Source organism: Enterobacter sp. MGH 37, from assembly GCF_000534515.1.
Lineage (GTDB): Bacteria > Pseudomonadota > Gammaproteobacteria > Enterobacterales > Enterobacteriaceae > Enterobacter > Enterobacter kobei.
Window position 1 is genome coordinate 1185370 of the sequence record NZ_KI973206.1, and the last position, 12771, is coordinate 1198140.

8 protein-coding genes, 1 tRNA gene and 3 rRNA genes are annotated in these 12771 nt (G+C 51.6%); 3 read left to right on the forward strand and 9 right to left on the reverse strand.

Going from position 1 to position 12771, the window contains the following annotated elements; translation table 11 throughout:
• Positions 1-207: 207 nt before the first annotated feature.
• Both polA and L383_RS26435 read right to left on the reverse strand, forming a co-directional pair.
• Entirely contained in the window at positions 208-3000 is a 2793-nt protein-coding gene (gene polA, locus L383_RS05655; protein WP_014885765.1) for a DNA polymerase I, read from the reverse strand.
• A 283-nt stretch (positions 3001-3283) separates the two neighbouring features.
• Complete coding sequence (locus L383_RS26435) at positions 3284-3601, reverse strand: hypothetical protein (RefSeq protein ID WP_224955194.1); 318 nt, start codon at positions 3599-3601, stop codon at positions 3284-3286.
• Here L383_RS26435 and L383_RS05650 point away from each other — a divergent pair.
• Entirely contained in the window at positions 3498-4349 is an 852-nt protein-coding gene (locus L383_RS05650) for an acyltransferase (protein WP_239519878.1), read from the forward strand. The genes L383_RS26435 and L383_RS05650 overlap by 104 nt on opposite strands.
• Positions 4350-4372: 23 nt before the next feature.
• Here L383_RS05650 and dsbA read toward each other — a convergent pair whose 3' ends face one another.
• The 3 genes from dsbA to L383_RS05635 form a co-directional block, all read right to left on the reverse strand.
• The gene (dsbA, locus tag L383_RS05645; RefSeq protein WP_014885768.1) at positions 4373-4996 is read right to left on the reverse strand and encodes a thiol:disulfide interchange protein DsbA; all 624 of its coding nucleotides are present in this window, start codon (positions 4994-4996) and stop codon (positions 4373-4375) included.
• A gap of 27 nt (positions 4997-5023) precedes the next feature.
• Entirely contained in the window at positions 5024-6010 is a 987-nt protein-coding gene (locus tag L383_RS05640; protein ID WP_014885769.1) for a serine/threonine protein kinase, read from the reverse strand.
• A 75-nt stretch (positions 6011-6085) separates the two neighbouring features.
• Positions 6086-6355, reverse strand: a complete 270-nt coding sequence (locus tag L383_RS05635; protein ID WP_003861904.1) for a YihD family protein — start codon at positions 6353-6355, stop codon at positions 6086-6088.
• 68 nt (positions 6356-6423) lie between these two features.
• On the opposite strand from L383_RS05635, the gene mobA reads away from it, so the two are divergent.
• Positions 6424-7008, forward strand: coding sequence for a molybdenum cofactor guanylyltransferase MobA (gene mobA, locus L383_RS05630; RefSeq protein WP_023331643.1), 585 nt, complete (start codon positions 6424-6426; stop codon positions 7006-7008).
• Positions 7005-7508, forward strand: a complete 504-nt coding sequence (mobB, locus tag L383_RS05625; protein ID WP_023331644.1) for a molybdopterin-guanine dinucleotide biosynthesis protein MobB — start codon at positions 7005-7007, stop codon at positions 7506-7508. The genes mobA and mobB overlap by 4 nt, the downstream gene beginning before the upstream one ends.
• A gap of 76 nt (positions 7509-7584) precedes the next feature.
• On the opposite strand, the gene rrf is transcribed toward mobB, so the two are convergent.
• From rrf to L383_RS05605, 4 genes are all read right to left on the reverse strand, one after another.
• A 5S ribosomal RNA gene (gene rrf / locus L383_RS05620) occupies positions 7585-7700 on the reverse strand.
• Between the two features lie 64 nt (positions 7701-7764).
• Positions 7765-10669: ribosomal RNA gene (locus tag L383_RS05615) — 23S ribosomal RNA — on the reverse strand.
• Positions 10670-10861: 192 nt separating this feature from the next.
• Positions 10862-10937 (reverse strand) — tRNA-Glu (locus tag L383_RS05610).
• A gap of 85 nt (positions 10938-11022) precedes the next feature.
• A 16S ribosomal RNA gene (locus L383_RS05605) occupies positions 11023-12562 on the reverse strand.
• Together the 16S, 23S and 5S rRNA genes with 1 tRNA gene alongside form the textbook arrangement of a ribosomal RNA operon.
• Between the last annotated feature and the right edge of the window lie 209 nt (positions 12563-12771).

Sequence of the window (12771 nt, forward strand, 5' to 3'; positions counted from 1 at the left end):
AATCCGATTACGTGAAGTAAAAGGTCTGAAAGATAGAACATCTTACCTCTGTACCCTACGTCGATAACTCTACCCCTTTTTTTGCTGCAGAAAAAGCACTTTTTGTAGTTTTTTTTCATTCTTTACATAGGGAATTCTAATGATCGTCACAAAACGCACGTGGTTATGTTGCTAACTTACATAAAAAGCGCGTTATTCACAGAACCGTTAGTGAGCCTGATCCCAGTTTTCACCACTCCCCACTTCCACCAGCAACGGCACGTCAAGCGTCATGCTGCTTTCCATCAGTTCGTGGATCTTTTTCGACACGGTGTCGAGATCGTCTTTATGCACTTCAAACACCAGTTCATCGTGTACCTGCATGATCATTTTCACGCGCGGCTTCTCTTTCTCCAGCCAGGCATCCACGGCAATCATTGCACGCTTGATGATGTCTGCTGCAGTTCCCTGCATCGGGGCGTTGATCGCGGCACGTTCTGCGCCAGCGCGGCGCGCCGCGTTGCTGGATTTGATGTCCGGAAGATAAAGACGGCGGCCATCCAGGGTTTCAACGTAACCTTTCTCTTTCGCCTGAGCGCGAGTGCGTTCCATGTACTCCAGCACACCCGGGTAACGTTCGAAGTAGAGATCCATATACTTCTGCGACTCTTTACGCGGGATGTTGAGCTGGCGTGAAAGGCCGAAAGCGCTCATACCGTAGATCAGACCGAAGTTGATCGCTTTTGCGCTGCGGCGCTGCTCGTTTGTCACGCTGTCCAGCGGCAAACCGAACACTTCCGCTGCGGTCGCCCGGTGAATATCTTTCCCTTCCGCAAATGCCGTCAGCAGGCCTTTGTCACGGGACAGGTGCGCCATAATGCGCAACTCAATTTGCGAGTAGTCAGCCGAGACAATCAGGTAGTCATCAGGTGCAATAAAGGCCTGGCGAATGCGACGCCCCTCTTCATTACGCACCGGGATGTTCTGCAGGTTTGGATCGGTTGACGAGAGTCGACCGGTTGCCGCAACGGCCTGATGATATGACGTATGCACCCGGCCCGTTTTCGGGTTGATCATCAGCGGGAGCTTGTCGGTATAAGTAGACTTCAGCTTCGCGAGACCACGGTACTGCAGGATCACTTTTGGCAGCGGGTAATCCAGTGCCAGTTCTTCCAGCACCTCTTCAGAGGTGGATGGCGCACCGCCAGGGGTTTTCTTCAGCGGCTTGATGCCCTGTTTTTCAAACAGGATGGTTTGCAACTGTTTCGGTGAAGAGAGGTTAAACGGTTCGCCTGCAAGCTCATGGGCTTTCTGCTCAAGCTCGGTCAGACGCTGTGCCAACTCTCCGGAGTGGTTATGCAGCACCGTAGGGTCGATTTTTACGCCGTTGCGTTCAATACGCGACAACACGGGAACCAGCGGCATTTCGATATGCTGGAACACGTTGAGCGGACCTTCATGCTTCTGGAGTTTCGGCCACATTTTCAGATGCAGCTGCAGCGTGACGTCGGCATCTTCCGCCGCATAGCGCCCAGCTTCTTCGAGCGCTATCTGGTTAAAGGTGAGCTGATTTTTTCCTTTACCGGCAATCTCTTCAAAGGTGATGGTTTTGTGCTTGAGCCAGCGGTCAGATAAGGAATCCATATCATGACGACCCGCGACGCTGTCCAGAATGTAGGATTCGAGCATGGTGTCGAAGGCAATCCCGCGCAGTTCAATGCCGTAGTTTTGCAGAATACCGCGGTCATACTTGAGGTTTTGCCCGACCTTCAGCGCCTTTTCGTCTTCCAGAATCGGCTTCAGCAGCTCAAGCACGCGTTCGCGAGAGATCTGCTCTGGTGCATCCAGATAATCGTGCGCCACAGGCACATAGGCTGCCATACCCGGCTCTGTTGCAAAGGACAGACCCACCATGTTGGCAGAGATATTATCGAGGCTGTCAGTTTCGGTATCAAAGGCAAACACCGGTGCCTTTTTCAGTTTCTCGATCCAGGCGATCAGCTGCGACTCTTCAAGAATGGTTTCGTAGTTATCGAAGGAGAGGACTGTGGCTTCTTCTTCTGCCTGCTCTTCGGCATCAACGACAATCGTCTCTTTTGGCTTTGCAGCAGGTTTGGCCCCTTTCGCCTGCAGCCATTTACCCGCTTCCACGTCAGTGGTCCAGCGCTTGAATTCGTATTTCTTAAACAGGTTCAGCAATTCGTCAGCAGAAGGCTGTTGCACTTCCAGCTGCTCACAGCCCAGTTCCAGTTCGACATCGGTTTTAATTGTTGCCAGCTTATAAGAGAGATAAGCCACCTCTTTGTTCTCTTCCAGTTTGCCGGCCATGGTTTTTGCGCCACGGAAGGAGAGGCCTGCAATTTTGTCTGATTCGGCGTAAAGCGTATCCAACCCACCCAGACCCTGAAGCAACGCCTGCGCGGTTTTTTCACCGACGCCGGGCACACCAGGAATGTTATCCGAGGAGTCGCCCATCAAGGCAAGGAAGTCGATAATCAGTTCCGGCGGCACACCATACTTAGTGACCACCTCTTCTGGCCCCAGAATGGTATTGGTCATAGTGTTAATCAGGGTGATGCCTGGCGTCACCAACTGTGCCATATCTTTATCACCGGTGCTGATCAGTACCGGACGACCCATTTTTTCTGCTTCTCGCGCCAGCGTACCGATGACGTCGTCGGCTTCCACGCCAGAGACAGCCAGCAGCGGCAGGCCCATCGCTTTCACCATGGCGTGCAGCGGCTCAATTTGCGCACGTAGATCGTCAGGCATAGGCGGACGGTGGGATTTGTAATGCTCGAACAACTCATCGCGGAAGGTTTTGCCTTTCGCATCAAAAACGACTGCCGCATGGGTTGGCTGATACTGAAGGATCAGGCTGCGCAGCATATTCAGCACGCCGTACATTGCGCCGGTAGGTTCCCCTGCGCTATTGGTCAGAGGAGGAAACGCATGGTATGCCCGATACAGGTAAGATGAGCCATCGACGAGAATAAGTGGGTTTTCTGGGATCTGAACCATAATGTCCGTGCCTTTAATCAATTTATGCGTAAAGGATGCCACATAAGGATGAAAACATCAGTTATTCAGTCCCGATACAGAAAAAGATTTTGCGATCGTGAGGATCGCTCGCAAAAATCAAACTGTGGATAAGTTTGTGAATATTTTCACTTCAAATGAAAAACAGACAGCCACAGCAGATCAATAATGATAATAAATCATTAAATATCATATTGTTAATTAAGCACATCACATAAAAACAGCTTACTGATGGCAATTTAGTCTATGTGGATATAAGTCCTGATTAGTGCGCAATATTAGAGAAATCTTCTGCGTCAGGGTAAAAGCGGTCAAATGACGGCGTGAAAGCGCCAATACTTTGTCGTTTTTCTGGTAAAATCAGCGCCCAGCGCCGACGTGTCGGCCGCGCTCTTACCGCTAACCACCTGAAAAAACTCATCATGTCGAGATTGCTCGCTGCAATAACCTTACTGTTAAGCATCATTTTAACTATTCTGGTGACGATCGCCTGTTCCGTGCCGATCATCATCGCCGGGATCATTAAACTGCTGCTGCCTGTGCCCTCGGTGTGGCGAGCCGTGTCAGCGTTTTGTAACTTCATGATGTACTGTTGGTGTGAAGGGCTGGCGATCCTGTTGTGTCTGAACCCGCATCTGAAGTGGGATGTCGAAGGACTGGAGAACCTCAATAAAAAGAACTGGTATCTGCTGATTTGTAATCATCACAGCTGGGCCGACATCGTGGTGTTATGCGTGCTTTTCCGCAAACACATCCCGATGAATAAATACTTCCTCAAGCAACAACTTGCCTGGGTACCTTTTATTGGTCTGGCCTGCTGGGCGCTCGATATGCCGTTTATGAAACGCTATTCGCGCAGCTATTTGCTTCGTCATCCGGAGCATCGTGGTAAAGATGTAGAGACCACCCGCCGTTCCTGCGAAAAGTTTCGCGCGCATCCAACAACCATTGTGAACTTTGTGGAAGGCTCCCGGTTTACGGAAGAGAAACGTCAGCAAACACGCTCCCCGTATCAAAACCTGCTGCCGCCAAAGGCGGCGGGCATTGCGATGGCGCTTAATGTACTGGGTGCTCAGTTCGATAAGTTACTCAACGTCACGCTCTGCTACCCGAAGAACGATAACACCCCGTTCTTCGATATGCTCAGCGGCAAGCTGACACACATTGTTGTGCGGGTGAATTTAGTTCCCGTCGATGCCGAACTGCATGGCGACTACGTTAACGATAAAAATTTCAAACGTCGTTTCCAGCAGTGGCTTAATACACTCTGGAAAGAAAAAGACGAGCAGATAGACAGCATTAAATCTTCATACAAAAACGCCGGTCAGTGACCGGCGTTTTCATCTCTAAGAACTTACTTTTTCTCAACCAGGTATTTCACGGTGTCAGCATACTGCTGAACGAAAATATCCATGCTGCTGGTGTCCATGCCCTGCATGTTCAGCTGATATTTACCGTTAACGAACATCGCCGGAACGCCCTGAAGCTGCAGGTCAGACGCCGCTTTTTCCTGCTGAGCAACCAGAGATTTCACCACAAAGCTATTCCACGCGGCGTCATACTCTTCCCCTTTCACACCAGCATCAACGAACACTTTACGGATATCCGCTGTGGTCTGAACGGTCTGGGTTTTCTGCACGGCTTCAAACATTGGGGCAGTGATCTTATCTTCCACGCCCAGTGCCATCGCAACCGCCCACGCCTGAGTCAGGTCTTTACCCAATGGGCCCAGGAACTCAACGTGGTACTTGGTCATTTTGGTGCCTTCCGGCAGCTTTTTCTTCACGTTGTCAGAAACATGCAGCACTTCTTCGAACTGGTAGCAGTGCGGGCAGTAGAACGAGAAGAACTCCAGAACCTGTGGCTCGCCAGCAACCGGCTTCTCCAGCGTAGTGTACTGTTTGCCGTCGGTAAATTGTGCAGCAGAAGCGCTAAATGCCAGAATCATACCTGCCAGCGCCAGCCAAATTTTTTTCATGATTAACTCTCTCCTGGGTGTGTCCTATTAATACATCGGCGTTAATTGCAGCGGGGGTTCCTGAAGAACCTTAACCTGCTCAGTGAATGTAGATATCTGGCTGCGCCAGTAATCTTCCCCGGTAAGCCACGGGAAATTACGGGGAAATGCGGGATCGTCCCAACGCCTGATTAACCACGCGAGATAATATACAAAACGCATCGCACGTAAAGGTTCAATCAGGGCAATTTCGTCTGAATTAAACGGGCTAAATTCTTCATAGGCTTCAATAATGGTTTCAAGCTGCATGCGTTGCTCGGCTTTGTCGCCATTCATCAGCATCCACAGGTCCTGAACCGCGGGCCCCATGCGCGCATCATCAAGATCGACAAACAGCGGGCCATCGCGCCAGAGTATATTTCCGGCGTGACAATCGCCGTGCAGGCGCAGGACGGAAATATCATCGCGCCAGCAGGTTTTTACCGCAGCAATAAGTTTATCGGTGGCGCTGAGGAAATCAGCCTTTAGCCCAGTGGGGATCAGCGCAGAGGTTTCGAATACCTGGCGCGGCTCGATAAGATATTCCTGAATACCGATCGTCGGTCGGGCTGTGAATGCCGTTTTTCTTCCCGTCTGGTGAATGCGACCCAGATAGCGGGCAACCCACTCCATTTGATCGATATTATCCGCTTCAAACTGGCGGCCACCCAGGCTTGGGAATACAGCGTAATAAAAGCCTTCATGCGTCAGCAGCGTTTGGTTGTTGAATTTTATCGGTGCGGCAACCGGGACATCGTCATCCAGCAGATCGTGAGCAAACTGATGCTCTTCCTGAATTTGTTCTGCGGTCCAACGTTCAGGCCGATAGAACTTCACGACAAAGCGCTGACGATCCTCATCCTGGAATTGATAGACACGGTTTTCGTAGCTATTTAAAGGCGTTAACCCCGAATCCACACGAATGCCCTGTTCAAACAGGGCATCCATAATGGTATCCGGGTGTAATGTCTGGAAAGTAAAAGCCTGGTCGTTCATCCGATCATCCGGAAATTATACGAATGATTCAGGATATCATCTTGTGGCGATTTCGGTGGCTCCGCTTACAAGCTTTTACTCTTTAATTACGCCACGGGCGCGCAGCAGCGCCGTTTTAAAATCTTCCTCATAATCCTTCTGAATACCAGGAATAACAGCATCTTTGGCAGAATCGCGCATTTTGAGGTGGTAGATCAGGATGTCGTCAGAAAGGTCTGCCAGTTCGCCGTCAAAACCTGACTCTTTTGCCAGTTTCTGCAAGAATTGCATCAGATTAAGCTCTGGCTCTTTTTGCCAGGCTGGCTGGAGGAGTTCAATAACTTCATTCAGACGTTTACATTTCATGGTGGTGCTCCTTTCATTTAGAGTGACACGTTAGCAGGGTCAATCCCACAATAAAAGAGGCGATATTCGTGAATCTTAGCCAGGAAATCATTGGGGTCGTTCTGGCAGGTGGCAGAGCAACGCGGATGGGAGGAAAAGATAAGGGGCTCCAGCTCCTGAATGGCAAACCCTTATGGCAATGTGTCGCTGATACGCTCGCCGGCCAGGTGACAACCCTGGCCATCAGCGCGAACAGGCATATCGACACTTATCAGCACAGCGGGTATGCCGTGTATCAGGATAATATTGAGGATTACCCGGGGCCGCTGGCCGGTATGCTCTCAGTGATGCAGCAGTCGAACAGTGAGTGGTTTCTGTTCTGTCCCTGCGATACCCCGTTTATTCCATCCTGTCTCGTTGAGCGTCTGGTTCAGCTTCGTGGCACAGCATCCGTGGTTTGGGTACATGACGGCGAGCGCGACCATCCTGCTATTGCCTTAATGCACCGCTCGCTAGTGTCTTCTCTGGAGGCGTATCTGGCGGCGGGAGAACGCAGAGTGATGGTGTTTATGCGCCAGTCTGGCGGCCATCCTGTTGATTTTAGCGATTTCAAATCGGCTTTTGTGAACGTGAATACGAGTGAAGATTTGCAGAGGATGCAGGAGAAGAGATGATCCCCGTTTTAGCTATTTCCGCATGGAGCGGCACAGGGAAAACCACGCTGCTGAAGAAACTAATACCCGCACTGTGTGCGAAAGGTATTCGCCCCGGATTGATTAAGCATACGCACCATAACATGGATGTCGATAAACCGGGAAAAGACAGCTATGAACTGCGTAAAGCGGGTGCCGCGCAGACAATCGTGGCAAGCAATCAGCGCTGGGCATTAATGACAGAAACGCCAGATGAGGCACCGCTGGATCTGGCTTATCTGGTCAGCCGGATGGATCATTCCAGCCTGGATCTGGTGCTGGTCGAGGGGTTTAAGCATGAGGCTGTACCTAAGATCCTGCTGTTCCGAAGCGATGCCGGGCATGATGTTAGCGAGTTAACGCTTGATGAGCATGTGATTGCGGTGGCCGGTGATGTTGTATTGCCGCTTGAGGTTCCGCAGTTGGATTTAAATGATGTGGATGGGATAGCGGAGTTTATTGTGACGTGGAGTGCGGTTTGATGCCCTCTTCCTGCGGGAGAGGAAAACCAAAAGCAAAAAACCCCGCACCTTACGGTACGGGGTTCTTCTATTTGATGCCTGGCAGTTCCCTACTCTCACATGGGGAGACCCCACACTACCATCGGCGCTACGGCGTTTCACTTCTGAGTTCGGCATGGGGTCAGGTGGGACCACCGCGCTAAAGCCGCCAGGCAAATTCTGTTATCTGTATCAGGCTGAAAATCGTCTCTCACCGCCAAAACACCTTCGGCGTTGTAAGGTTAAGCCTCACGGTTCATTAGTATCGGTTAGCTCAACGCATCGCTGCGCTTACACACCCGACCTATCAACGTCGTCGTCTTCAACGTTCCTTCAGGAGACTTAAAGTCTCAGGGAGAACTCATCTCGGGGCAAGTTTCGTGCTTAGATGCTTTCAGCACTTATCTCTTCCGCATTTAGCTACCGGGCAGTGCCATTGGCATGACAACCCGAACACCAGTGATGCGTCCACTCCGGTCCTCTCGTACTAGGAGCAGCCCCCCTCAATTCTCCAGCGCCCACGGCAGATAGGGACCGAACTGTCTCACGACGTTCTAAACCCAGCTCGCGTACCACTTTAAATGGCGAACAGCCATACCCTTGGGACCTACTTCAGCCCCAGGATGTGATGAGCCGACATCGAGGTGCCAAACACCGCCGTCGATATGAACTCTTGGGCGGTATCAGCCTGTTATCCCCGGAGTACCTTTTATCCGTTGAGCGATGGCCCTTCCATTCAGAACCACCGGATCACTATGACCTGCTTTCGCACCTGCTCGAGCCGTCACTCTCGCAGTCAAGCTAGCTTATGCCATTGCACTAACCTCCTGATGTCCGACCAGGATTAGCTAACCTTCGTGCTCCTCCGTTACTCTTTGGGAGGAGACCGCCCCAGTCAAACTACCCACCAGACACTGTCCGCAACCCGGATCACGGGTCTACGTTAGAACACCAGCCATTAAAGGGTGGTATTTCAAGGGCGGCTCCACGCAGACTGGCGTCCACGCTTCAAAGCCTCCCACCTATCCTACACATCAAGGACCAGTGTTCAGTGTCAAGCTATAGTAAAGGTTCACGGGGTCTTTCCGTCTTGCCGCGGGTACACTGCATCTTCACAGCGAGTTCAATTTCACTGAGTCTCGGGTGGAGACAGCCTGGCCATCATTACGCCATTCGTGCAGGTCGGAACTTACCCGACAAGGAATTTCGCTACCTTAGGACCGTTATAGTTACGGCCGCCGTTTACCGGGGCTTCGATCAAGAGCTTCGCGTTGCCGCTAACCCCATCAATTAACCTTCCGGCACCGGGCAGGCGTCACACCGTATACGTCCACTTTCGTGTTTGCACAGTGCTGTGTTTTTAATAAACAGTTGCAGCCAGCTGGTATCTTCGACTGATTTCAGCTCCACCCGCAGGGGCTTCACCTACATATCAGCGTGCCTTCTCCCGAAGTTACGGCACCATTTTGCCTAGTTCCTTCACCCGAGTTCTCTCAAGCGCCTTGGTATTCTCTACCTGACCACCTGTGTCGGTTTGGGGTACGATTTCGTGTTACCTGATGCTTAGAGGCTTTTCCTGGAAGCAGGGCATTTGTTACTTCAGCACCGTAGTGCCTCGTCATCACACCTCAGCGTTAAAAGGTACCGGATTTACCTGGAACCTCCGCCTACATGCTTAAACCGGGACAACCGTCGCCCGGCTAACATAGCCTTCTCCGTCCCCCCTTCGCAGTAACACCAAGTACAGGAATATTAACCTGTTTCCCATCGACTACGCCTTTCGGCCTCGCCTTAGGGGTCGACTCACCCTGCCCCGATTAACGTTGGACAGGAACCCTTGGTCTTCCGGCGAGCGGGCTTTTCACCCGCTTTATCGTTACTTATGTCAGCATTCGCACTTCTGATACCTCCAGCAACCCTCACAGGCCACCTTCAACGGCTTACAGAACGCTCCCCTACCCAACAACGCATAAGCGTCGCTGCCGCAGCTTCGGTGCATGGTTTAGCCCCGTTACATCTTCCGCGCAGGCCGACTCGACCAGTGAGCTATTACGCTTTCTTTAAATGATGGCTGCTTCTAAGCCAACATCCTGGCTGTCTGTGCCTTCCCACATCGTTTCCCACTTAACCATGACTTTGGGACCTTAGCTGGCGGTCTGGGTTGTTTCCCTCTTCACGACGGACGTTAGCACCCGCCGTGTGTCTCCCGTGATAACATTCTTCGGTATTCGTAGTTTGCATCGGGTTGGTAAGCCGGGATGGCCCCCTAGCCGAAACAGTGCTCTACCCCCGAAGATGAATTCACGAGGCGCTACCTAAATAGCTTTCGGGGAGAACCAGCTATCTCCCGGTTTGATTGGCCTTTCACCCCCAGCCACAGGTCATCCGCTAATTTTTCAACATTAGTCGGTTCGGTCCTCCAGTTAGTGTTACCCAACCTTCAACCTGCCCATGGCTAGATCACCGGGTTTCGGGTCTATACCCTGCAACTTAACGCCCAGTTAAGACTCGGTTTCCCTTCGGCTCCCCTATACGGTTAACCTTGCTACAGAATATAAGTCGCTGACCCATTATACAAAAGGTACGCAGTCACCTAACAAGTAGGCTCCCACTGCTTGTACGTACACGGTTTCAGGTTCTTTTTCACTCCCCTCGCCGGGGTTCTTTTCGCCTTTCCCTCACGGTACTGGTTCACTATCGGTCAGTCAGGAGTATTTAGCCTTGGAGGATGGTCCCCCCATATTCAGACAGGATACCACGTGTCCCGCCCTACTCTTCGAGTTCACAACCTGTGCATTTTCGTGTACGGGACTATCACCCTGTACCGTCGGACTTTCCAGACCGTTCCACTAACACACAAGCTGATTCAGACTCCGGGCTGCTCCCCGTTCGCTCGCCGCTACTGGGGGAATCTCGGTTGATTTCTTTTCCTCGGGGTACTTAGATGTTTCAGTTCCCCCGGTTCGCCTCGTTAACCTATGTATTCAGTTAACGATAGTGCAACGAATTGCACTGGGTTTCCCCATTCGGACATCGCCGGGTCAAAGGTTCATATCACCTCGCCGGCGCTTTTCGCAGATTAGCACGTCCTTCATCGCCTCTGACTGCCAGGGCATCCACCGTGTACGCTTAGTCGCTTAACCTCACAACCCGAAGATGTTTCTTTCGATTCATCATCGGTTTGCGAAAATTTGAGAGACTCGAACACACATAACATGTGTGTCGTTTCAATTTTCAGCTTGATCCAGATTTTTAAAGAGCAAATATCTCAAACATGACTCGCAAGTCAGTTTTGAGATATGACGGCAGGTGACTTTCACTCACGAACCAGCAAGTGGCGTCCCCTAGGGGATTCGAACCCCTGTTACCGCCGTGAAAGGGCGGTGTCCTGGGCCTCTAGACGAAGGGGACACTGAAGTCTCAATCGCAAGACGCCTTGCTATTTACTTTTCATCAGACAATCTGTGTGAGCACTGCAAAGGCAGGTTCTTTAAGGTAAGGAGGTGATCCAACCGCAGGTTCCCCTACGGTTACCTTGTTACGACTTCACCCCAGTCATGAATCACAAAGTGGTAAGCGCCCTCCCGAAGGTTAAGCTACCTACTTCTTTTGCAACCCACTCCCATGGTGTGACGGGCGGTGTGTACAAGGCCCGGGAACGTATTCACCGTAGCATTCTGATCTACGATTACTAGCGATTCCGACTTCATGGAGTCGAGTTGCAGACTCCAATCCGGACTACGACGCACTTTATGAGGTCCGCTTGCTCTCGCGAGGTCGCTTCTCTTTGTATGCGCCATTGTAGCACGTGTGTAGCCCTACTCGTAAGGGCCATGATGACTTGACGTCATCCCCACCTTCCTCCAGTTTATCACTGGCAGTCTCCTTTGAGTTCCCGGCCTAACCGCTGGCAACAAAGGATAAGGGTTGCGCTCGTTGCGGGACTTAACCCAACATTTCACAACACGAGCTGACGACAGCCATGCAGCACCTGTCTCAGAGTTCCCGAAGGCACCAATCCATCTCTGGAAAGTTCTCTGGATGTCAAGAGTAGGTAAGGTTCTTCGCGTTGCATCGAATTAAACCACATGCTCCACCGCTTGTGCGGGCCCCCGTCAATTCATTTGAGTTTTAACCTTGCGGCCGTACTCCCCAGGCGGTCGACTTAACGCGTTAGCTCCGGAAGCCACGCCTCAAGGGCACAACCTCCAAGTCGACATCGTTTACGGCGTGGACTACCAGGGTATCTAATCCTGTTTGCTCCCCACGCTTTCGCACCTGAGCGTCAGTCTTTGTCCAGGGGGCCGCCTTCGCCACCGGTATTCCTCCAGATCTCTACGCATTTCACCGCTACACCTGGAATTCTACCCCCCTCTACAAGACTCTAGCCTGCCAGTTTCGAATGCAGTTCCCAGGTTGAGCCCGGGGATTTCACATCCGACTTGACAGACCGCCTGCGTGCGCTTTACGCCCAGTAATTCCGATTAACGCTTGCACCCTCCGTATTACCGCGGCTGCTGGCACGGAGTTAGCCGGTGCTTCTTCTGCGGGTAACGTCAATTGCTGCGGTTATTAACCACAACACCTTCCTCCCCGCTGAAAGTACTTTACAACCCGAAGGCCTTCTTCATACACGCGGCATGGCTGCATCAGGCTTGCGCCCATTGTGCAATATTCCCCACTGCTGCCTCCCGTAGGAGTCTGGACCGTGTCTCAGTTCCAGTGTGGCTGGTCATCCTCTCAGACCAGCTAGGGATCGTCGCCTAGGTGAGCCGTTACCCCACCTACTAGCTAATCCCATCTGGGCACATCTGATGGCAAGAGGCCCGAAGGTCCCCCTCTTTGGTCTTGCGACGTTATGCGGTATTAGCTACCGTTTCCAGTAGTTATCCCCCTCCATCAGGCAGTTTCCCAGACATTACTCACCCGTCCGCCACTCGTCACCCGAGAGCAAGCTCTCTGTGCTACCGTTCGACTTGCATGTGTTAGGCCTGCCGCCAGCGTTCAATCTGAGCCATGATCAAACTCTTCAATTTAAGTTTGATGCTCGTGAATTAAACTTCGTAATGAATTACGTATGTTCACTCAGAGACTTGGTATTCATTTTTCGTCTTGCGACGTTAAGAATCCATGTCACTTTGAGTGCCCACACAGATTGTCTGATAAATTGTTAAAGAGCAGTGCCGCTTCGTTTTCGCTGCGGCGCGGGGTGTGCATATTACGCTTTCCCGCTTCAGAGTCAAGC

What these genes read in the sequence shown, in the direction of transcription:
- L383_RS05635 (WP_003861904.1), bottom strand. Translation starts at nt 6,355, where the DNA reads ATGAAATGTAAACGTCTGAATGAAGTTATTGAACTCCTCCAGCCAGCC.
- L383_RS05640 (WP_014885769.1), bottom strand. Translation starts at nt 6,010, where the DNA reads ATGAACGACCAGGCTTTTACTTTCCAGACATTACACCCGGATACCATT.
- dsbA (WP_014885768.1), bottom strand. Translation starts at nt 4,996, where the DNA reads ATGAAAAAAATTTGGCTGGCGCTGGCAGGTATGATTCTGGCATTTAGC.
- polA (WP_014885765.1), bottom strand. Translation starts at nt 3,000, where the DNA reads ATGGTTCAGATCCCAGAAAACCCACTTATTCTCGTCGATGGCTCATCT.
- L383_RS26435 (WP_224955194.1), bottom strand. Translation starts at nt 3,601, where the DNA reads ATGAAGTTACAAAACGCTGACACGGCTCGCCACACCGAGGGCACAGGC.
- mobB (WP_023331644.1), top strand. Translation starts at nt 7,005, where the DNA reads ATGATCCCCGTTTTAGCTATTTCCGCATGGAGCGGCACAGGGAAAACC.